We start from the raw sequence: 18,262 nt of genomic DNA, 5'->3' as shown, positions 1-18,262 counted from the left end.
CATTATGCGATGCCCGCCCTAGACATCCCCGAATATCTGTTACGTGACGCAAAACTCTGGTTCCCGGGGCGCGATGCCCTGGACTCGGTTTGCTGCATGCTTGAGGACTACCCGCGCCTGGCGGGTGAGATTCGACAACTGAGGCGCCGGGTTGCCCAGCTGGACGAGGAGGGGAGTCTGTTGGATGACCGCCTGGAAGCGCTCCAGGCGGCTTGCCGGGCTATTTTGGAGCTTTAGGCCAGTAGATCATTCCTTTGAACGTGCCGGCTGTGCAGCGAGCTCTCCAGTTGTCGTCCTGACCTGTTCCTGATGTGAACTGCATGTAGTCCACGCTTCCCTTTGCCGCGTCCCAGCTTGATTCCGGTGCGTCACCTGATTTCTCCCATTTCTTGGTGCCGCGTTCCTTCCTTTCGACTATCCAGGTGCCTGGGATTTTGCCGTTCGTGATCTCTTTTTCGTTACGAGACGCCAATTCCTTTTTCAGCTCATGGCATTCGCGGATCAGGCTGTCGCGTTGCTCCAGTAGCTTCTGTACCTGTTCATGCAATTCATCCCTGTGATGCTCGGCCAGTGCGCACCTGTCGCTAATTTCTATCGTTATGGCGTGTAGCTTTTCGTACTTCGCCCTAGATACCAGGTCTGTGCCGTTTTCTGTTTTTTCGTTACGTTGCGCTTTTGCCCGCTCGCGGTAAGCGCGCTGCCGCTCGGCGTTGCTCATGGCTTTGCCGGTGCTGGGTCGGCCCCGGCGGCGCTTGGCCTCGCCGAGGTCCAGGGGCTGAGTGCTGTTGTCCTTCGGATCGATCATGGCGGTGTGCTCCGTGCTGGTTGCATGGAGTAATTATAGTTACGTAACGATAAATAGACCAGCGTAACGTAACGATAAATCGACCGTTCGTCGTTAATGTTCGTTACGTAACGATAACTTGGCTCGCCTCGCTCGGCGGCTGGCTCGCGAGGCGCCGGATTCGTCTCGGCACAAGCCCACCCCGCGCCATGATTACCCCTCCTGGGCGTATCGCGGCCCGTCACAGAGCACCGCATCTGGTGCGCATTGCGTGCTGACAGATCTCCGCGGAATGTCCAGGCCGTCTAGCCCAGCGAGCAGCGCTGCCGGGCTTCCCGTCGGCTACAGCCAGAGAATTACTGCGATGGCGATGGTCACGGCGACGCCTACGATGGCCCATGAGGGCGCTTTCAGGCTGCGTGGCTGTTTGGAGTGCTGGATGGGTTTCTTTGGCTTCTTGGGCGCTTTGCGCGCCTCGTTGAACCATTCCCGGTCCTGTAGGCCCATGGTCGTCTCCGTGGCTGGGCAGGGTGGGGGTGCTGTAACACCCCCAATTCACCCCGGACTTCCATGGTTTGCTCTTGGCACCAGCTTCCATTCGGGGTGTATGACGCTGTCTGGCGTGGGTGTTATGATGTAGCAATCTACCGTCGCCTCACGCCCTATTCGTTGGGCGTGCTCTCTGATTACGATCTGAAGCCCTCGGCATTCGTTTTCCGTTGGCTTTAGGTAGACCTTTGGCTCTGGGTCCCCCTGGAACGCTACGACCAGTGCCCAGGCCATCATGCTGCGGTTTTCCTTGCCGCCTCTTCTTCCAGGCTTGCCAGGATTGCGCTGATCATTCCTCTTGCCATGGGCTTTAGGTTGTCTGGCAGGTCATTAAAACGCCGGAATAACGCTCTCATTTCTGGTGATATGTCGCGCTCGTGCTTGTCCATCAGAATCTCGTCGGTTGAGCACCCGAAGAGTTTGGCCATTGCGGCAACCTTGTCGCCTGGTGGTGGGTTTTTGTCTTTCTCCCAGCCGACCACTGTGTTTTCGCCGCTGCCTATCGCTTCTCCAAGCTTCTTTTGTGACAGGCCGTGCGCCTCTCTTTGGCGCTTTATGTTCTCGCCGATGCTCATGGCTGCCTCTTCTGTTACGGGGTTGTCCATGCACCCTATCTCCTGTTTGTTTATCCAATACCGATAAATGGTGTCTTTGACCGCAAGATTTCGTTTGCATTCGATCCGCGAAAAGCTGTAGCTTCTACCGCAATATTTGGGTGGTTGACAGCTTTTGAGGCTTCCATGGGGCGACAGCAGAGCAGGATGTTCTACGACTACCTCGCGGTCGAGCAGGTCTTTCCGTTCGAACTGCCGCAGGTGTCGGACACCCGTATTTGCTACTACGACAAGCGCACCGGCGAGCGCCTCAAGGTGACGGAACCGGGTTGGAAGCATGAGGGCAGCTACTCCACGTCGATCTCCATCCGCGCCGACGGCAACAAGCTGGTGGTGAAGGGCAATCCGAGCGCGGTTAACCGGCTGGATAACCTCGACGGGTTCCGCACTCTTGACGAGTGCATTGCGGTCTTCAACGAGATCGTCACGTCGTATACCGATGAGTATGGCTTCCGCCGGCTACCGCGCTTCACCAAGTGCACCGAGTGGGGCCTGCGCCAGGGCGAGGACGGCACTAAGTCGAGCATGGTCGGCAATGGCGCCCGCATCCGTCGTATTGACCTGACAACGAACCGGACAGTAGGGAAGGGCAACGACCTGGCCTACATCCGGGCGCTTTCAACCCAGCTGTGGAAGCGCAAGGTGGGCCATCTCTATGAGGACGGGCGAACCGTCGACTGGAAGGCTCGCGACCACTACGAGAAGGCGTATCAGAAGTCGCACGCCATTCGTAAGTTCCTGTTCCCAAAGTGCAAACGGAATTTTGGCGAGGACTCGCCCGAATTTCGCTACCTGCAGTCGCTGGCCAATTTCTGCGATGAGCATGGCGTGGTGCGGATGGAGCAGGAACTGAAAGCGGAATACCTGCAACGGGAGCGCCTGGAGTGGTGGGGGCTCTTTGATGAGTCCCGTTTCCGCGACATCCACGCGGAATTTTTGGCGATAGATCAGAAGCTTGAGGTGATGGGTATGGACTACAGCACGATTGCGCAGACGCTGAAAGAGAAGGGCATTGTTGCCTCCACTCAGTCCGCCAATGCGACCGCCAACATTGCTATGCAGTGGATGCACTGCCCGGGCATTCAGTTCGATTTTAAGAAGTCGCAGATGGAGGTTTACGCCTCTCGTCTCAACAAGATCGGCATCAACATCCGCATGCCCTACGACGTCACCCGGCATACCGCTGTGCTGGTTCGTCGTGCGACCGAAATCGTCACTAACGACAACCTGGTGCTGCCGAGTTTCTACCGGCACGCCCAGGCACCGCGCACCCAGCTGCGCCTGGTGGCCTGACGTGGCTCTCTTCGATCTTGCCGAGATGGATCGGTTGCCCAAGTGGGACGTTGTTTACCAGGGCATTTTTTGCCTGACCGTCTCCGCCGCCAGTGTTGAGGAAGCGTTTCAGATGGCTATGCATGCCCTCGGCGTCGACTCCGATGATGACGTTGAAGTTTGGGAGGTGGACTGATGCGCACCGTCTCCTTCCAGGGCGTCCAGCTTTCGGCCTCTGAGCGCGCCCGTGTAGCCCTCCAGGCATCGCTGCGCAGCTCCATTGTGGCCAACCCTGCCTTGCTCGAAATGCCCGTCCTGCAGCCTGCGCCGTATGAGTCTCGCGAGGACCGCGAGTGCCGGCGTTACTGGGAAATCGTGGCCGAGTTCAAGCGCTATGCCCGTACCGAAATTTGGTCTGACGGCACGCCCTGGGTGGGTGATGCCTTCGGCTTCTAACGCCCATCCGGGCACACGTTGAGAGAGGAAAGACGATGGATATTCAGGTTGAGATTGAGAGCGCCGAGGTGGTGGTCAAGTCGGGCAATTCGGCCAAGACCGGCAAGCCCTACCAGATCCGCGAGCAGAAGGCCTACGTCACCCTGCCGGGGCAGAAGTACCCGCAGCACATCAAGGTCACCCTGGATGACAACGCGGCTCCGTACGCGCCTGGTCTCTATACCGTCGGCCCGGACAGCTTCTACGTGGGGCGGTTCGAGGACCTGCAGATGCGCCTGCGCCTGGTGCCGCTGCAGAAAGCGCCTGTGCGCGCTGCCAGCTGATCGGGGAGGGCGCCTGGATGCTGATCGCTGAGCTTCTCGCCTGGTACGTCGCTGCCGGCGTCGTCGTTCACGGCCTCGGCCGCTGGGCTCGGTCGTGACCACGTACACGGTCGCCTGCGATGGCGAGATTCAGGTGCTCAGTGACGGCGCGCCCAGCTGCTCCACCCCCTGGGTGCTTGTTGAGTCGCACCAAGATTTCGACCCCTCCACGCTCGACCCTGTGGCACTTGCCCAGGCGTTCGGGGTCGGCTTCGTCTTCGTCGGCGTACCGCTAGCCGTCGTGTTCGGAGCCCGAGCAATCCTTAAGATGATTCGGAGTTAAGTCTATGAAACTGAACAAAAAAGGTGTCGTCGCCCTGGGCTCGCTCATGGCTGCTGCTGGTTCCGGTCTGGCTGCTGCTGCCGGTCCGGACTTCTCGGCCATTACGTCTGGCGTGGACTGGTCCACTGTCGTGACCGGCATCCTGGCAGTGGCTGCCCTGGCTGCTGCGGTCTACGTCGCCGTCCGTGGCGCCAAGATGCTGCTCGGCATGATCAAAAGCGCCTGACCGGGCCGCGTGTACAAGGGGCGGCTTCGGCCGCCCTTTTCTTTGGGGAGGGCGAAAGCATGGCTGATCTTTATTACTTCGTATCGTTCTTTTTCGGCGGCATGTCGGCCCTATGTTTCTTCTGGAGTCTTTGATATGCGCCGCATAATCTCTATATTCTTTCTTTTTCTGTGCGGTAGTGTTAACGCCGCCGATTATTATTGGACCAATTATTCCGGCATAAGTGCGGCATCACCGTTTCTTGCCTGTCATCAGAGTTATACAAGCCAGGTTAATGATTTGACGTCTCAGGGCAAGATTGTTGCTGACGGCTCTTCTAGTGTTCGTATAACAATGCAGAGTTCCACAAGGGCTCTTTGTTATTGGGCGACTACTTATAAGAATTCCCCGGGTGGCTCTGATCAGCCTTTGAGTGTTAATGGTTCGGTTTTTGATCGCCTTGGCGATAGTTGTGCCTCTGGTCTTACTTATAATTCTCAGACTGGTGCTTGTGAAACACCTGCAGGCGAGGATGGAACTCTTTGCGGCAATACCACTTGGCAGTCTACCGTTCCTTATGTTTGGTCGTCTGGCGAGTGCATCCGCGTTTATGATTCGCCTCCTGCTGTTATGTGTAAGGCGTTTTCTTCTCGCGACGGCGGTTCTGTGTCGCAGCTTTCTATTCATCTTGATACGCCTGAGAAGGGGCCTATTAATGGGCAGACCGTTGCATATCCGAATATCGGCTGCTCGGTTAGTGTCAAGTCTTCTCAGTGCACGGTAAATGCGGATGGCCAAGGTTCCGTTTGCGTGGTTGACGGCGTTTACACTGGCGGCGTTGGCGGTGGCACTGACAACCCCAAGGATCAGGACTGCCATGCGCTTGGTGGTTGCGAGGCGCCCGATTTAACTCCTAAGACCGATACCAATAATCAGCCGTGTAATTATTCGACGGGCGCTGACGGCTCTCAATCCTGCACGTCGAAACAAGAGACTAAAACGTCGGGCTCGCAGAACTGTGGCACGGCGAACGGCGTATTTAGTTGCGATTGGAAATCGCCTACTTCCAAGGGCATTGATATCGCCACGAACATCAGTACGACGACGAACGCCGATGGCTCTACCACGTCCGTGAAGACGGATGTTTCGACCAAGACTGTGTGCACCGACATGAATGTGTGCAGCAGCTCCACGACGACGACCAAAACCACGACGACTAAGGATGGCACGGGCGTGGTGACCTCTACGCAATCGACCTGCAGCGGCGCCGCCTGTGGTACTGGCTCGGCCTCTAATGGCAGCGGTACGGGCTCTGGCGGCACAGGGGAGGGCGAGGGCGGTGGTGACTGTGTGACGGCCGAGGAATGCAGTGACGGCTCTAGTCCGGACACGCCGAAGCTCGATGACGTGGACGATTACCAGACTACGACACAGAAGTTCTACGACACGGTGAAGTCAAGTCCGATTGCAACAGCGGTTGGCAATATATCGGCGCCTGATACTGGAACGGCTCCGACATTAACTACGCCTGCACTTCAGGTCCTGGGCGGGGCTTCATTGGACTACGGCATTATTCGCGACCTGAAGTCCACGATTGACGATGTTCTGCAGCCGACCATGCGAGCCTTCTGGTGTTTCGTGGCGGTTATGATTTTCCTCATGGCGTGAGGTGATTGATATGTTGGATTGGCTGAAAAGTTGGCTTAACGACATTCTGAAGTGGTTTGTTGATTGGGCAGAGTGGATACCGAAAAAGATTTACTCGGTAGCCATGGAAGGTATCGGTAAGTTCCTGAATGCTATTCCGGTGCCCGACTTCATGTCGCAGGCCGGCGGTGCGTTTGCGGGCATTCCTTCCTCGGTAATGTGGTTCGCCTCGACGTTTGAATTGAGCTTCGGCATTAAGGTGTGCCTGGCCGCATTGTTGGCTCGGTTTATCCTGCGCCGTATTCCGTTCATAGGGTGACGTCATGCCTATTGATGCGTATGTGGGCAAGCCTGGTCACGGTAAAAGTTATGGCGTTGTCCAACACGTGATTATTCCGTCGCTTAAACAGGGGCGGCATGTGGTAACGAATATCCCGCTGCAGGTGGATATGCTGCTGGAAGACTTCCCGCAGGGCTCTATCGATCAATTGCCGGCTGACTGGGATAAGCGTGACGACTTGGCGGACCTGGCTCCTCCGGGTTCTGTTCTGGTGCTCGATGAACTTTGGCGGCGTTGGCCGTCCGGGTTAAAGGCAACTGCCGTGCGCGAACAAGATAAGGCGCTGCTGGCCGAACATCGGCACCGTGTCGATAAGAACAATAAGTCGATGCGTATTGTGTTGGTCACCCAGGACCTGAGTCAGATTGCGTCGTTTGCCAGGGCGCTGATTGAGCAAACTTATCGGGTGGTAAAGAAGACTAAGAAGGCGTACCGCGTTGATATCTACAGCGGTGCGGCGACGGGGGATCGTCCGCCTAAGAGTCAGATGCAGCGGCAGTCGTTCGGCACGTATAAGCCCGAGGTCTACCGTTACTACAAGTCCGCCACGCAAAGCGAAACGGGCGACGTGGGCGACGAATCCAAGGCCGATAACCGCGGCAACATCTGGCGTTCGCCGGCTCTGTGGGGCCTGGTGGTGGCCATCCCTGTGCTGGTCCTGCCCGGCGTCTGGGGCGTGCATCGGTTCTTCGATCCGGAGGCGCGTGGTCTGCACGTGCAGAGCGAGCTCGTGAACCCGCCGCCAGCTGCTGCAGCGCCGGTACAGCAGGTGAGGGCGTCTGCCGATCGTGTTGTACAGGCGGTGACGGGTGTTTCGGTCAGCGGCGCGGCGCCTATGAGTGCGACCTGGCGCGTCGCCGGCTGGCTTGGCTGCTCGGTGCCGGTCGAGGGCGATCCGTCCAGGGTGAAGCCCTGCGGGGCCTCTGTGACCGGTGCTGGCTCGGTTAGTCGCACGTCGAGCGTTGTGCTGACGGATGGCTCGTCCAGGCGAATCGTGCCGATGGCTGAGTGCCGCTGGATTGAGCGTGACTTGTACGTGCTCTGCGATGTGGACGGCGAACGAGTGACGCCCTGGACCGGTCGCGGCGCGGTGACGAAGGTCGTGGATCCGGAGGCCTCTGTGCAGGCCCGGCAATCGGCTGTGAGCAGCGAGCGGAGCGACCTGCGATCAGCCGATGCCAGGCCGGTTCCTGCATCCGTTCAGCGGCCCTCGACGCCGCACGCTACAGCGACAGTCGTAACCGTTGTGCCGGACAGCGAATATGCTTCGCGTCCCTGGAGAGGCCAGGATGATTGAGCCTGCAGACGTGTTCGTTACGGCGTGCCTGGCGGCGCCGTTGCTGGTCCTGAACATCCTGGCGGTTTCCGAGGCGCTGGGCTTCATCGCTCGGTGCCTAGGCTTCGCATAATATCGTGACGTTACGTTAAGTCGGCTCCGGACAATGCTGATAAGCTCCGGGGCCGATTTAGCGTAATGTCCATTATGCGATGCCCGCCCTAGACATCCCCGAATATCTGTTACGTGACGCAAAACTCTGGTTCCCGGGGCGCGATGCCCTGGACTCGGTTTGCTGCATGCTTGAGGACTACCCGCGCCTGGCGGGTGAGATTCGACAACTGAGGCGCCGGGTTGCCCAGCTGGACGAGGAGGGGAGTCTGTTGGATGACCGCCTGGAAGCGCTCCAGGCGGCTTGCCGGGCTATTTTGGAGCTTTAGGCCAGTAGATCATTCCTTTGAACGTGCCGGCTGTGCAGCGAGCTCTCCAGTTGTCGTCCTGACCTGTTCCTGATGTGAACTGCATGTAGTCCACGCTTCCCTTTGCCGCGTCCCAGCTTGATTCCGGTGCGTCACCTGATTTCTCCCATTTCTTGGTGCCGCGTTCCTTCCTTTCGACTATCCAGGTGCCTGGGATTTTGCCGTTCGTGATCTCTTTTTCGTTACGAGACGCCAATTCCTTTTTCAGCTCATGGCATTCGCGGATCAGGCTGTCGCGTTGCTCCAGTAGCTTCTGTACCTGTTCATGCAATTCATCCCTGTGATGCTCGGCCAGTGCGCACCTGTCGCTAATTTCTATCGTTATGGCGTGTAGCTTTTCGTACTTCGCCCTAGATACCAGGTCTGTGCCGTTTTCTGTTTTTTCGTTACGTTGCGCTTTTGCCCGCTCGCGGTAAGCGCGCTGCCGCTCGGCGTTGCTCATGGCTTTGCCGGTGCTGGGTCGGCCCCGGCGGCGCTTGGCCTCGCCGAGGTCCAGGGGCTGAGTGCTGTTGTCCTTCGGATCGATCATGGCGGTGTGCTCCGTGCTGGTTGCATGGAGTAATTATAGTTACGTAACGATAAATAGACCAGCGTAACGTAACGATAAATCGACCGTTCGTCGTTAATGTTCGTTACGTAACGATAACTTGGCTCGCCTCGCTCGGCGGCTGGCTCGCGAGGCGCCGGATTCGTCTCGGCACAAGCCCACCCCGCGCCATGATTACCCCTCCTGGGCGTATCGCGGCCCGTCACAGAGCACCGCATCTGGTGCGCATTGCGTGCTGACAGATCTCCGCGGAATGTCCAGGCCGTCTAGCCCAGCGAGCAGCGCTGCCGGGCTTCCCGTCGGCTACAGCCAGAGAATTACTGCGATGGCGATGGTCACGGCGACGCCTACGATGGCCCATGAGGGCGCTTTCAGGCTGCGTGGCTGTTTGGAGTGCTGGATGGGTTTCTTTGGCTTCTTGGGCGCTTTGCGCGCCTCGTTGAACCATTCCCGGTCCTGTAGGCCCATGGTCGTCTCCGTGGCTGGGCAGGGTGGGGGTGCTGTAACACCCCCAATTCACCCCGGACTTCCATGGTTTGCTCTTGGCACCAGCTTCCATTCGGGGTGTATGACGCTGTCTGGCGTGGGTGTTATGATGTAGCAATCTACCGTCGCCTCACGCCCTATTCGTTGGGCGTGCTCTCTGATTACGATCTGAAGCCCTCGGCATTCGTTTTCCGTTGGCTTTAGGTAGACCTTTGGCTCTGGGTCCCCCTGGAACGCTACGACCAGTGCCCAGGCCATCATGCTGCGGTTTTCCTTGCCGCCTCTTCTTCCAGGCTTGCCAGGATTGCGCTGATCATTCCTCTTGCCATGGGCTTTAGGTTGTCTGGCAGGTCATTAAAACGCCGGAATAACGCTCTCATTTCTGGTGATATGTCGCGCTCGTGCTTGTCCATCAGAATCTCGTCGGTTGAGCACCCGAAGAGTTTGGCCATTGCGGCAACCTTGTCGCCTGGTGGTGGGTTTTTGTCTTTCTCCCAGCCGACCACTGTGTTTTCGCCGCTGCCTATCGCTTCTCCAAGCTTCTTTTGTGACAGGCCGTGCGCCTCTCTTTGGCGCTTTATGTTCTCGCCGATGCTCATGGCTGCCTCTTCTGTTACGGGGTTGTCCATGCACCCTATCTCCTGTTTGTTTATCCAATACCGATAAATGGTGTCTTTGACCGCAAGATTTCGTTTGCATTCGATCCGCGAAAAGCTGTAGCTTCTACCGCAATATTTGGGTGGTTGACAGCTTTTGAGGCTTCCATGGGGCGACAGCAGAGCAGGATGTTCTACGACTACCTCGCGGTCGAGCAGGTCTTTCCGTTCGAACTGCCGCAGGTGTCGGACACCCGTATTTGCTACTACGACAAGCGCACCGGCGAGCGCCTCAAGGTGACGGAACCGGGTTGGAAGCATGAGGGCAGCTACTCCACGTCGATCTCCATCCGCGCCGACGGCAACAAGCTGGTGGTGAAGGGCAATCCGAGCGCGGTTAACCGGCTGGATAACCTCGACGGGTTCCGCACTCTTGACGAGTGCATTGCGGTCTTCAACGAGATCGTCACGTCGTATACCGATGAGTATGGCTTCCGCCGGCTACCGCGCTTCACCAAGTGCACCGAGTGGGGCCTGCGCCAGGGCGAGGACGGCACTAAGTCGAGCATGGTCGGCAATGGCGCCCGCATCCGTCGTATTGACCTGACAACGAACCGGACAGTAGGGAAGGGCAACGACCTGGCCTACATCCGGGCGCTTTCAACCCAGCTGTGGAAGCGCAAGGTGGGCCATCTCTATGAGGACGGGCGAACCGTCGACTGGAAGGCTCGCGACCACTACGAGAAGGCGTATCAGAAGTCGCACGCCATTCGTAAGTTCCTGTTCCCAAAGTGCAAACGGAATTTTGGCGAGGACTCGCCCGAATTTCGCTACCTGCAGTCGCTGGCCAATTTCTGCGATGAGCATGGCGTGGTGCGGATGGAGCAGGAACTGAAAGCGGAATACCTGCAACGGGAGCGCCTGGAGTGGTGGGGGCTCTTTGATGAGTCCCGTTTCCGCGACATCCACGCGGAATTTTTGGCGATAGATCAGAAGCTTGAGGTGATGGGTATGGACTACAGCACGATTGCGCAGACGCTGAAAGAGAAGGGCATTGTTGCCTCCACTCAGTCCGCCAATGCGACCGCCAACATTGCTATGCAGTGGATGCACTGCCCGGGCATTCAGTTCGATTTTAAGAAGTCGCAGATGGAGGTTTACGCCTCTCGTCTCAACAAGATCGGCATCAACATCCGCATGCCCTACGACGTCACCCGGCATACCGCTGTGCTGGTTCGTCGTGCGACCGAAATCGTCACTAACGACAACCTGGTGCTGCCGAGTTTCTACCGGCACGCCCAGGCACCGCGCACCCAGCTGCGCCTGGTGGCCTGACGTGGCTCTCTTCGATCTTGCCGAGATGGATCGGTTGCCCAAGTGGGACGTTGTTTACCAGGGCATTTTTTGCCTGACCGTCTCCGCCGCCAGTGTTGAGGAAGCGTTTCAGATGGCTATGCATGCCCTCGGCGTCGACTCCGATGATGACGTTGAAGTTTGGGAGGTGGACTGATGCGCACCGTCTCCTTCCAGGGCGTCCAGCTTTCGGCCTCTGAGCGCGCCCGTGTAGCCCTCCAGGCATCGCTGCGCAGCTCCATTGTGGCCAACCCTGCCTTGCTCGAAATGCCCGTCCTGCAGCCTGCGCCGTATGAGTCTCGCGAGGACCGCGAGTGCCGGCGTTACTGGGAAATCGTGGCCGAGTTCAAGCGCTATGCCCGTACCGAAATTTGGTCTGACGGCACGCCCTGGGTGGGTGATGCCTTCGGCTTCTAACGCCCATCCGGGCACACGTTGAGAGAGGAAAGACGATGGATATTCAGGTTGAGATTGAGAGCGCCGAGGTGGTGGTCAAGTCGGGCAATTCGGCCAAGACCGGCAAGCCCTACCAGATCCGCGAGCAGAAGGCCTACGTCACCCTGCCGGGGCAGAAGTACCCGCAGCACATCAAGGTCACCCTGGATGACAACGCGGCTCCGTACGCGCCTGGTCTCTATACCGTCGGCCCGGACAGCTTCTACGTGGGGCGGTTCGAGGACCTGCAGATGCGCCTGCGCCTGGTGCCGCTGCAGAAAGCGCCTGTGCGCGCTGCCAGCTGATCGGGGAGGGCGCCTGGATGCTGATCGCTGAGCTTCTCGCCTGGTACGTCGCTGCCGGCGTCGTCGTTCACGGCCTCGGCCGCTGGGCTCGGTCGTGACCACGTACACGGTCGCCTGCGATGGCGAGATTCAGGTGCTCAGTGACGGCGCGCCCAGCTGCTCCACCCCCTGGGTGCTTGTTGAGTCGCACCAAGATTTCGACCCCTCCACGCTCGACCCTGTGGCACTTGCCCAGGCGTTCGGGGTCGGCTTCGTCTTCGTCGGCGTACCGCTAGCCGTCGTGTTCGGAGCCCGAGCAATCCTTAAGATGATTCGGAGTTAAGTCTATGAAACTGAACAAAAAAGGTGTCGTCGCCCTGGGCTCGCTCATGGCTGCTGCTGGTTCCGGTCTGGCTGCTGCTGCCGGTCCGGACTTCTCGGCCATTACGTCTGGCGTGGACTGGTCCACTGTCGTGACCGGCATCCTGGCAGTGGCTGCCCTGGCTGCTGCGGTCTACGTCGCCGTCCGTGGCGCCAAGATGCTGCTCGGCATGATCAAAAGCGCCTGACCGGGCCGCGTGTACAAGGGGCGGCTTCGGCCGCCCTTTTCTTTGGGGAGGGCGAAAGCATGGCTGATCTTTATTACTTCGTATCGTTCTTTTTCGGCGGCATGTCGGCCCTATGTTTCTTCTGGAGTCTTTGATATGCGCCGCATAATCTCTATATTCTTTCTTTTTCTGTGCGGTAGTGTTAACGCCGCCGATTATTATTGGACCAATTATTCCGGCATAAGTGCGGCATCACCGTTTCTTGCCTGTCATCAGAGTTATACAAGCCAGGTTAATGATTTGACGTCTCAGGGCAAGATTGTTGCTGACGGCTCTTCTAGTGTTCGTATAACAATGCAGAGTTCCACAAGGGCTCTTTGTTATTGGGCGACTACTTATAAGAATTCCCCGGGTGGCTCTGATCAGCCTTTGAGTGTTAATGGTTCGGTTTTTGATCGCCTTGGCGATAGTTGTGCCTCTGGTCTTACTTATAATTCTCAGACTGGTGCTTGTGAAACACCTGCAGGCGAGGATGGAACTCTTTGCGGCAATACCACTTGGCAGTCTACCGTTCCTTATGTTTGGTCGTCTGGCGAGTGCATCCGCGTTTATGATTCGCCTCCTGCTGTTATGTGTAAGGCGTTTTCTTCTCGCGACGGCGGTTCTGTGTCGCAGCTTTCTATTCATCTTGATACGCCTGAGAAGGGGCCTATTAATGGGCAGACCGTTGCATATCCGAATATCGGCTGCTCGGTTAGTGTCAAGTCTTCTCAGTGCACGGTAAATGCGGATGGCCAAGGTTCCGTTTGCGTGGTTGACGGCGTTTACACTGGCGGCGTTGGCGGTGGCACTGACAACCCCAAGGATCAGGACTGCCATGCGCTTGGTGGTTGCGAGGCGCCCGATTTAACTCCTAAGACCGATACCAATAATCAGCCGTGTAATTATTCGACGGGCGCTGACGGCTCTCAATCCTGCACGTCGAAACAAGAGACTAAAACGTCGGGCTCGCAGAACTGTGGCACGGCGAACGGCGTATTTAGTTGCGATTGGAAATCGCCTACTTCCAAGGGCATTGATATCGCCACGAACATCAGTACGACGACGAACGCCGATGGCTCTACCACGTCCGTGAAGACGGATGTTTCGACCAAGACTGTGTGCACCGACATGAATGTGTGCAGCAGCTCCACGACGACGACCAAAACCACGACGACTAAGGATGGCACGGGCGTGGTGACCTCTACGCAATCGACCTGCAGCGGCGCCGCCTGTGGTACTGGCTCGGCCTCTAATGGCAGCGGTACGGGCTCTGGCGGCACAGGGGAGGGCGAGGGCGGTGGTGACTGTGTGACGGCCGAGGAATGCAGTGACGGCTCTAGTCCGGACACGCCGAAGCTCGATGACGTGGACGATTACCAGACTACGACACAGAAGTTCTACGACACGGTGAAGTCAAGTCCGATTGCAACAGCGGTTGGCAATATATCGGCGCCTGATACTGGAACGGCTCCGACATTAACTACGCCTGCACTTCAGGTCCTGGGCGGGGCTTCATTGGACTACGGCATTATTCGCGACCTGAAGTCCACGATTGACGATGTTCTGCAGCCGACCATGCGAGCCTTCTGGTGTTTCGTGGCGGTTATGATTTTCCTCATGGCGTGAGGTGATTGATATGTTGGATTGGCTGAAAAGTTGGCTTAACGACATTCTGAAGTGGTTTGTTGATTGGGCAGAGTGGATACCGAAAAAGATTTACTCGGTAGCCATGGAAGGTATCGGTAAGTTCCTGAATGCTATTCCGGTGCCCGACTTCATGTCGCAGGCCGGCGGTGCGTTTGCGGGCATTCCTTCCTCGGTAATGTGGTTCGCCTCGACGTTTGAATTGAGCTTCGGCATTAAGGTGTGCCTGGCCGCATTGTTGGCTCGGTTTATCCTGCGCCGTATTCCGTTCATAGGGTGACGTCATGCCTATTGATGCGTATGTGGGCAAGCCTGGTCACGGTAAAAGTTATGGCGTTGTCCAACACGTGATTATTCCGTCGCTTAAACAGGGGCGGCATGTGGTAACGAATATCCCGCTGCAGGTGGATATGCTGCTGGAAGACTTCCCGCAGGGCTCTATCGATCAATTGCCGGCTGACTGGGATAAGCGTGACGACTTGGCGGACCTGGCTCCTCCGGGTTCTGTTCTGGTGCTCGATGAACTTTGGCGGCGTTGGCCGTCCGGGTTAAAGGCAACTGCCGTGCGCGAACAAGATAAGGCGCTGCTGGCCGAACATCGGCACCGTGTCGATAAGAACAATAAGTCGATGCGTATTGTGTTGGTCACCCAGGACCTGAGTCAGATTGCGTCGTTTGCCAGGGCGCTGATTGAGCAAACTTATCGGGTGGTAAAGAAGACTAAGAAGGCGTACCGCGTTGATATCTACAGCGGTGCGGCGACGGGGGATCGTCCGCCTAAGAGTCAGATGCAGCGGCAGTCGTTCGGCACGTATAAGCCCGAGGTCTACCGTTACTACAAGTCCGCCACGCAAAGCGAAACGGGCGACGTGGGCGACGAATCCAAGGCCGATAACCGCGGCAACATCTGGCGTTCGCCGGCTCTGTGGGGCCTGGTGGTGGCCATCCCTGTGCTGGTCCTGCCCGGCGTCTGGGGCGTGCATCGGTTCTTCGATCCGGAGGCGCGTGGTCTGCACGTGCAGAGCGAGCTCGTGAACCCGCCGCCAGCTGCTGCAGCGCCGGTACAGCAGGTGAGGGCGTCTGCCGATCGTGTTGTACAGGCGGTGACGGGTGTTTCGGTCAGCGGCGCGGCGCCTATGAGTGCGACCTGGCGCGTCGCCGGCTGGCTTGGCTGCTCGGTGCCGGTCGAGGGCGATCCGTCCAGGGTGAAGCCCTGCGGGGCCTCTGTGACCGGTGCTGGCTCGGTTAGTCGCACGTCGAGCGTTGTGCTGACGGATGGCTCGTCCAGGCGAATCGTGCCGATGGCTGAGTGCCGCTGGATTGAGCGTGACTTGTACGTGCTCTGCGATGTGGACGGCGAACGAGTGACGCCCTGGACCGGTCGCGGCGCGGTGACGAAGGTCGTGGATCCGGAGGCCTCTGTGCAGGCCCGGCAATCGGCTGTGAGCAGCGAGCGGAGCGACCTGCGATCAGCCGATGCCAGGCCGGTTCCTGCATCCGTTCAGCGGCCCTCGACGCCGCACGCTACAGCGACAGTCGTAACCGTTGTGCCGGACAGCGAATATGCTTCGCGTCCCTGGAGAGGCCAGGATGATTGAGCCTGCAGACGTGTTCGTTACGGCGTGCCTGGCGGCGCCGTTGCTGGTCCTGAACATCCTGGCGGTTTCCGAGGCGCTGGGCTTCATCGCTCGGTGCCTAGGCTTCGCATAATATCGTGACGTTACGTTAAGTCGGCTCCGGACAATGCTGATAAGCTCCGGGGCCGATTTAGCGTAATGTCCATTATGCGATGCCCGCCCTAGACATCCCCGAATATCTGTTACGTGACGCAAAACTCTGGTTCCCGGGGCGCGATGCCCTGGACTCGGTTTGCTGCATGCTTGAGGACTACCCGCGCCTGGCGGGTGAGATTCGACAACTGAGGCGCCGGGTTGCCCAGCTGGACGAGGAGGGGAGTCTGTTGGATGACCGCCTGGAAGCGCTCCAGGCGGCTTGCCGGGCTATTTTGGAGCTTTAGGCCAGTAGATCATTCCTTTGAACGTGCCGGCTGTGCAGCGAGCTCTCCAGTTGTCGTCCTGACCTGTTCCTGATGTGAACTGCATGTAGTCCACGCTTCCCTTTGCCGCGTCCCAGCTTGATTCCGGTGCGTCACCTGATTTCTCCCATTTCTTGGTGCCGCGTTCCTTCCTTTCGACTATCCAGGTGCCTGGGATTTTGCCGTTCGTGATCTCTTTTTCGTTACGAGACGCCAATTCCTTTTTCAGCTCATGGCATTCGCGGATCAGGCTGTCGCGTTGCTCCAGTAGCTTCTGTACCTGTTCATGCAATTCATCCCTGTGATGCTCGGCCAGTGCGCACCTGTCGCTAATTTCTATCGTTATGGCGTGTAGCTTTTCGTACTTCGCCCTAGATACCAGGTCTGTGCCGTTTTCTGTTTTTTCGTTACGTTGCGCTTTTGCCCGCTCGCGGTAAGCGCGCTGCCGCTCGGCGTTGCTCATGGCTTTGCCGGTGCTGGGTCGGCCCCGGCGGCGCTTGGCCTCGCCGAGGTCCAGGGGCTGAGTGCTGTTGTCCTTCGGATCGATCATGGCGGTGTGCTCCGTGCTGGTTGCATGGAGTAATTATAGTTACGTAACGATAAATAGACCAGCGTAACGTAACGATAAATCGACCGTTCGTCGTTAATGTTCGTTACGTAACGATAACTTGGCTCGCCTCGCTCGGCGGCTGGCTCGCGAGGCGCCGGATTCGTCTCGGCACAAGCCCACCCCGCGCCATGATTACCCCTCCTGGGCGTATCGCGGCCCGTCACAGAGCACCGCATCTGGTGCGCATTGCGTGCTGACAGATCTCCGCGGAATGTCCAGGCCGTCTAGCCCAGCGAGCAGCGCTGCCGGGCTTCCCGTCGGCTACAGCCAGAGAATTACTGCGATGGCGATGGTCACGGCGACGCCTACGATGGCCCATGAGGGCGCTTTCAGGCTGCGTGGCTGTTTGGAGTGCTGGATGGGTTTCTTTGGCTTCTTGGGCGCTTTGCGCGCCTCGTTGAACCATTCCCGGTCCTGTAGGCCCATGGTCGTCTCCGTGGCTGGGCAGGGTGGGGGTGCTGTAACACCCCCAATTCACCCCGGACTTCCATGGTTTGCTCTTGGCACCAGCTTCCATTCGGGGTGTATGACGCTGTCTGGCGTGGGTGTTATGATGTAGCAATCTACCGTCGCCTCACGCCCTATTCGTTGGGCGTGCTCTCTGATTACGATCTGAAGCCCTCGGCATTCGTTTTCCGTTGGCTTTAGGTAGACCTTTGGCTCTGGGTCCCCCTGGAACGCTACGACCAGTGCCCAGGCCATCATGCTGCGGTTTTCCTTGCCGCCTCTTCTTCCAGGCTTGCCAGGATTGCGCTGATCATTCCTCTTGCCATGGGCTTTAGGTTGTCTGGCAGGTCATTAAAACGCCGGAATAACGCTCTCATTTCTGGTGATATGTCGCGCTCGTGCTTGTCCATCAGAATCTCGTCGGTTGAGCACCCGAAGAGTTTGGCCATTGCGGCAACCTTGTCGCCTGGTGGTGGGTTTTTGTCTTTCTCCCAGCCGACCACTGTGTTTTCGCCGCTGCCTATCGCTTCTCCAAGCTTCTTTTGTGACAGGCCGTGCGCCTCTCTTTGGCGCTTTATGTTCTCGCCGATGCTCATGGCTGCCTCTTCTGTTACGGGGTTGTCCATGCACCCTATCTCCTGTTTGTTTATCCAATACCGATAAATGGTGTCTTTGACCGCAAGATTTCGTTTGCATTCGATCCGCGAAAAGCTGTAGCTTCTACCGCAATATTTGGGTGGTTGACAGCTTTTGAGGCTTCCATGGGGCGACAGCAGAGCAGGATGTTCTACGACTACCTCGCGGTCGAGCAGGTCTTTCCGTTCGAACTGCCGCAGGTGTCGGACACCCGTATTTGCTACTACGACAAGCGCACCGGCGAGCGCCTCAAGGTGACGGAACCGGGTTGGAAGCATGAGGGCAGCTACTCCACGTCGATCTCCATCCGCGCCGACGGCAACAAGCTGGTG

General features: G+C 58.0%; 25 protein-coding genes and 1 pseudogene. 17 read left to right on the top strand and 9 right to left on the bottom strand.

The window, feature by feature from the left end:
• Positions 1-220: 220 nt before the first annotated feature.
• The 3 genes from M8R19_RS00130 to M8R19_RS00120 form a co-directional block, all read right to left on the bottom strand.
• Positions 221-805 carry a hypothetical protein gene (locus M8R19_RS00130; RefSeq protein WP_249916640.1) on the bottom strand — a complete coding sequence of 195 codons (585 nt, stop codon included), beginning with the start codon at positions 803-805 and terminating at the stop codon, positions 221-223.
• A 321-nt stretch (positions 806-1,126) separates the two neighbouring features.
• Positions 1,127-1,291 carry a hypothetical protein gene (locus M8R19_RS00125; RefSeq protein WP_249916639.1) on the bottom strand — a complete coding sequence of 55 codons (165 nt, stop codon included), beginning with the start codon at positions 1,289-1,291 and terminating at the stop codon, positions 1,127-1,129.
• Between the two features lie 275 nt (positions 1,292-1,566).
• Positions 1,567-1,938, bottom strand: a complete 372-nt coding sequence (locus M8R19_RS00120) for a helix-turn-helix domain-containing protein (RefSeq protein ID WP_249916638.1) — start codon at positions 1,936-1,938, stop codon at positions 1,567-1,569.
• Between the two features lie 156 nt (positions 1,939-2,094).
• On the opposite strand from M8R19_RS00120, the gene M8R19_RS00115 reads away from it, so the two are divergent.
• The 8 genes from M8R19_RS00115 to M8R19_RS00080 all read left to right on the top strand — a co-directional run bounded on the left by M8R19_RS00115 (position 2,095) and on the right by M8R19_RS00080 (position 7,809).
• Positions 2,095-3,240: a phage/plasmid replication domain-containing protein gene (locus tag M8R19_RS00115; RefSeq protein WP_249916646.1), complete on the top strand. Its 1,146-nt coding sequence runs from the start codon at positions 2,095-2,097 to the stop codon at positions 3,238-3,240.
• 1 nt (position 3,241) lies between these two features.
• On the top strand, positions 3,242-3,415 hold the full coding sequence (locus M8R19_RS00110; protein ID WP_249916645.1) for a hypothetical protein: 174 nt from the start codon (positions 3,242-3,244) through the stop codon (positions 3,413-3,415).
• Positions 3,415-3,675, top strand: coding sequence for a hypothetical protein (locus M8R19_RS00105; RefSeq protein ID WP_249916644.1), 261 nt, complete (start codon positions 3,415-3,417; stop codon positions 3,673-3,675). The genes M8R19_RS00110 and M8R19_RS00105 overlap by 1 nt, the downstream gene beginning before the upstream one ends.
• A 35-nt stretch (positions 3,676-3,710) precedes the next feature.
• A complete protein-coding gene (locus M8R19_RS00100; protein WP_043272796.1) occupies positions 3,711-3,998 on the top strand; it encodes a single-stranded DNA-binding protein in 288 nt (95 codons plus the stop codon).
• A 326-nt stretch (positions 3,999-4,324) separates the two neighbouring features.
• Positions 4,325-4,546 (top strand): hypothetical protein, encoded by a 222-nt coding sequence (locus M8R19_RS00095; RefSeq protein ID WP_249916643.1) that lies wholly within the window; start codon positions 4,325-4,327, stop codon positions 4,544-4,546.
• 135 nt (positions 4,547-4,681) lie between these two features.
• The gene (locus M8R19_RS00090) at positions 4,682-6,193 is read left to right on the top strand and encodes a hypothetical protein (RefSeq protein ID WP_249916642.1); all 1,512 of its coding nucleotides are present in this window, start codon (positions 4,682-4,684) and stop codon (positions 6,191-6,193) included.
• Positions 6,194-6,203: 10 nt separating this feature from the next.
• Positions 6,204-6,491, top strand: coding sequence for a hypothetical protein (locus M8R19_RS00085; RefSeq protein WP_058491135.1), 288 nt, complete (start codon positions 6,204-6,206; stop codon positions 6,489-6,491).
• Between the two features lie 4 nt (positions 6,492-6,495).
• Positions 6,496-7,809: a zonular occludens toxin domain-containing protein gene (locus M8R19_RS00080; protein WP_249916641.1), complete on the top strand. Its 1,314-nt coding sequence runs from the start codon at positions 6,496-6,498 to the stop codon at positions 7,807-7,809.
• A gap of 402 nt (positions 7,810-8,211) precedes the next feature.
• On the opposite strand, the gene M8R19_RS00075 is transcribed toward M8R19_RS00080, so the two are convergent.
• The 3 genes from M8R19_RS00075 to M8R19_RS00065 all read right to left on the bottom strand — a co-directional run bounded on the left by M8R19_RS00075 (position 8,212) and on the right by M8R19_RS00065 (position 9,929).
• The gene (locus M8R19_RS00075; RefSeq protein WP_249916640.1) at positions 8,212-8,796 is read right to left on the bottom strand and encodes a hypothetical protein; all 585 of its coding nucleotides are present in this window, start codon (positions 8,794-8,796) and stop codon (positions 8,212-8,214) included.
• 321 nt (positions 8,797-9,117) lie between these two features.
• Positions 9,118-9,282, bottom strand: a complete 165-nt coding sequence (locus M8R19_RS00070; protein WP_249916639.1) for a hypothetical protein — start codon at positions 9,280-9,282, stop codon at positions 9,118-9,120.
• A gap of 275 nt (positions 9,283-9,557) precedes the next feature.
• Positions 9,558-9,929, bottom strand: a complete 372-nt coding sequence (locus M8R19_RS00065) for a helix-turn-helix domain-containing protein (RefSeq protein ID WP_249916638.1) — start codon at positions 9,927-9,929, stop codon at positions 9,558-9,560.
• Positions 9,930-10,085: 156 nt separating this feature from the next.
• Between M8R19_RS00065 and M8R19_RS00060 the strand changes: the two genes are divergently transcribed.
• From M8R19_RS00060 to M8R19_RS00025, 8 genes are all read left to right on the top strand, one after another.
• On the top strand, positions 10,086-11,231 hold the full coding sequence (locus tag M8R19_RS00060; protein ID WP_249916646.1) for a phage/plasmid replication domain-containing protein: 1,146 nt from the start codon (positions 10,086-10,088) through the stop codon (positions 11,229-11,231).
• A gap of 1 nt (position 11,232) precedes the next feature.
• Positions 11,233-11,406: a hypothetical protein gene (locus M8R19_RS00055; RefSeq protein WP_249916645.1), complete on the top strand. Its 174-nt coding sequence runs from the start codon at positions 11,233-11,235 to the stop codon at positions 11,404-11,406.
• Positions 11,406-11,666: a hypothetical protein gene (locus M8R19_RS00050; protein WP_249916644.1), complete on the top strand. Its 261-nt coding sequence runs from the start codon at positions 11,406-11,408 to the stop codon at positions 11,664-11,666. The genes M8R19_RS00055 and M8R19_RS00050 overlap by 1 nt, the downstream gene beginning before the upstream one ends.
• Before the next feature lie 35 nt (positions 11,667-11,701).
• Positions 11,702-11,989: a single-stranded DNA-binding protein gene (locus M8R19_RS00045; RefSeq protein WP_043272796.1), complete on the top strand. Its 288-nt coding sequence runs from the start codon at positions 11,702-11,704 to the stop codon at positions 11,987-11,989.
• Positions 11,990-12,315: 326 nt separating this feature from the next.
• Positions 12,316-12,537 carry a hypothetical protein gene (locus tag M8R19_RS00040; protein WP_249916643.1) on the top strand — a complete coding sequence of 74 codons (222 nt, stop codon included), beginning with the start codon at positions 12,316-12,318 and terminating at the stop codon, positions 12,535-12,537.
• Between the two features lie 135 nt (positions 12,538-12,672).
• Positions 12,673-14,184, top strand: coding sequence for a hypothetical protein (locus M8R19_RS00035; protein WP_249916642.1), 1,512 nt, complete (start codon positions 12,673-12,675; stop codon positions 14,182-14,184).
• A 10-nt stretch (positions 14,185-14,194) separates the two neighbouring features.
• Positions 14,195-14,482, top strand: coding sequence for a hypothetical protein (locus M8R19_RS00030; protein ID WP_058491135.1), 288 nt, complete (start codon positions 14,195-14,197; stop codon positions 14,480-14,482).
• 4 nt (positions 14,483-14,486) lie between these two features.
• The gene (locus tag M8R19_RS00025; protein ID WP_249916641.1) at positions 14,487-15,800 is read left to right on the top strand and encodes a zonular occludens toxin domain-containing protein; all 1,314 of its coding nucleotides are present in this window, start codon (positions 14,487-14,489) and stop codon (positions 15,798-15,800) included.
• A gap of 402 nt (positions 15,801-16,202) precedes the next feature.
• On the opposite strand, the gene M8R19_RS00020 is transcribed toward M8R19_RS00025, so the two are convergent.
• The 3 genes from M8R19_RS00020 to M8R19_RS00010 all read right to left on the bottom strand — a co-directional run bounded on the left by M8R19_RS00020 (position 16,203) and on the right by M8R19_RS00010 (position 17,920).
• Entirely contained in the window at positions 16,203-16,787 is a 585-nt protein-coding gene (locus tag M8R19_RS00020) for a hypothetical protein (protein ID WP_249916640.1), read from the bottom strand.
• Positions 16,788-17,108: 321 nt separating this feature from the next.
• Positions 17,109-17,273: a hypothetical protein gene (locus M8R19_RS00015; RefSeq protein ID WP_249916639.1), complete on the bottom strand. Its 165-nt coding sequence runs from the start codon at positions 17,271-17,273 to the stop codon at positions 17,109-17,111.
• 275 nt (positions 17,274-17,548) lie between these two features.
• A complete protein-coding gene (locus M8R19_RS00010; protein WP_249916638.1) occupies positions 17,549-17,920 on the bottom strand; it encodes a helix-turn-helix domain-containing protein in 372 nt (123 codons plus the stop codon).
• Positions 17,921-18,076: 156 nt separating this feature from the next.
• Here M8R19_RS00010 and M8R19_RS00005 point away from each other — a divergent pair.
• Positions 18,077-18,262, top strand: a pseudogene (locus tag M8R19_RS00005) (phage/plasmid replication domain-containing protein); the annotation flags it as partial.

The organism is Pseudomonas sp. R3.Fl (assembly GCF_023516765.1).
Classification (GTDB): Bacteria; Pseudomonadota; Gammaproteobacteria; order Pseudomonadales; family Pseudomonadaceae; genus Pseudomonas; species Pseudomonas citronellolis.
The sequence above is the reverse complement of the archived record's forward strand: the minus strand, read 5'-3'. Positions and strand labels throughout refer to the sequence as shown.

Excerpts from the sequence above, each read along its gene's own strand:
- M8R19_RS00040 (WP_249916643.1), top strand. The coding sequence starts at position 12,316 with ATGAAACTGAACAAAAAAGGTGTCGTCGCCCTGGGCTCGCTCATGGCT.
- M8R19_RS00035 (WP_249916642.1), top strand. The coding sequence starts at position 12,673 with ATGCGCCGCATAATCTCTATATTCTTTCTTTTTCTGTGCGGTAGTGTT.
- M8R19_RS00010 (WP_249916638.1), bottom strand. The coding sequence starts at position 17,920 with ATGGACAACCCCGTAACAGAAGAGGCAGCCATGAGCATCGGCGAGAAC.
- M8R19_RS00125 (WP_249916639.1), bottom strand. The coding sequence starts at position 1,291 with ATGGGCCTACAGGACCGGGAATGGTTCAACGAGGCGCGCAAAGCGCCC.
- M8R19_RS00095 (WP_249916643.1), top strand. The coding sequence starts at position 4,325 with ATGAAACTGAACAAAAAAGGTGTCGTCGCCCTGGGCTCGCTCATGGCT.
- M8R19_RS00080 (WP_249916641.1), top strand. The coding sequence starts at position 6,496 with ATGCCTATTGATGCGTATGTGGGCAAGCCTGGTCACGGTAAAAGTTAT.
- M8R19_RS00105 (WP_249916644.1), top strand. The coding sequence starts at position 3,415 with ATGCGCACCGTCTCCTTCCAGGGCGTCCAGCTTTCGGCCTCTGAGCGC.
- M8R19_RS00065 (WP_249916638.1), bottom strand. The coding sequence starts at position 9,929 with ATGGACAACCCCGTAACAGAAGAGGCAGCCATGAGCATCGGCGAGAAC.
- M8R19_RS00100 (WP_043272796.1), top strand. The coding sequence starts at position 3,711 with ATGGATATTCAGGTTGAGATTGAGAGCGCCGAGGTGGTGGTCAAGTCG.
- M8R19_RS00025 (WP_249916641.1), top strand. The coding sequence starts at position 14,487 with ATGCCTATTGATGCGTATGTGGGCAAGCCTGGTCACGGTAAAAGTTAT.
- M8R19_RS00060 (WP_249916646.1), top strand. The coding sequence starts at position 10,086 with ATGTTCTACGACTACCTCGCGGTCGAGCAGGTCTTTCCGTTCGAACTG.
- M8R19_RS00085 (WP_058491135.1), top strand. The coding sequence starts at position 6,204 with ATGTTGGATTGGCTGAAAAGTTGGCTTAACGACATTCTGAAGTGGTTT.
- M8R19_RS00050 (WP_249916644.1), top strand. The coding sequence starts at position 11,406 with ATGCGCACCGTCTCCTTCCAGGGCGTCCAGCTTTCGGCCTCTGAGCGC.
- M8R19_RS00075 (WP_249916640.1), bottom strand. The coding sequence starts at position 8,796 with ATGATCGATCCGAAGGACAACAGCACTCAGCCCCTGGACCTCGGCGAG.
- M8R19_RS00070 (WP_249916639.1), bottom strand. The coding sequence starts at position 9,282 with ATGGGCCTACAGGACCGGGAATGGTTCAACGAGGCGCGCAAAGCGCCC.
- M8R19_RS00015 (WP_249916639.1), bottom strand. The coding sequence starts at position 17,273 with ATGGGCCTACAGGACCGGGAATGGTTCAACGAGGCGCGCAAAGCGCCC.
- M8R19_RS00030 (WP_058491135.1), top strand. The coding sequence starts at position 14,195 with ATGTTGGATTGGCTGAAAAGTTGGCTTAACGACATTCTGAAGTGGTTT.
- M8R19_RS00115 (WP_249916646.1), top strand. The coding sequence starts at position 2,095 with ATGTTCTACGACTACCTCGCGGTCGAGCAGGTCTTTCCGTTCGAACTG.
- M8R19_RS00020 (WP_249916640.1), bottom strand. The coding sequence starts at position 16,787 with ATGATCGATCCGAAGGACAACAGCACTCAGCCCCTGGACCTCGGCGAG.
- M8R19_RS00130 (WP_249916640.1), bottom strand. The coding sequence starts at position 805 with ATGATCGATCCGAAGGACAACAGCACTCAGCCCCTGGACCTCGGCGAG.
- M8R19_RS00045 (WP_043272796.1), top strand. The coding sequence starts at position 11,702 with ATGGATATTCAGGTTGAGATTGAGAGCGCCGAGGTGGTGGTCAAGTCG.
- M8R19_RS00120 (WP_249916638.1), bottom strand. The coding sequence starts at position 1,938 with ATGGACAACCCCGTAACAGAAGAGGCAGCCATGAGCATCGGCGAGAAC.
- M8R19_RS00090 (WP_249916642.1), top strand. The coding sequence starts at position 4,682 with ATGCGCCGCATAATCTCTATATTCTTTCTTTTTCTGTGCGGTAGTGTT.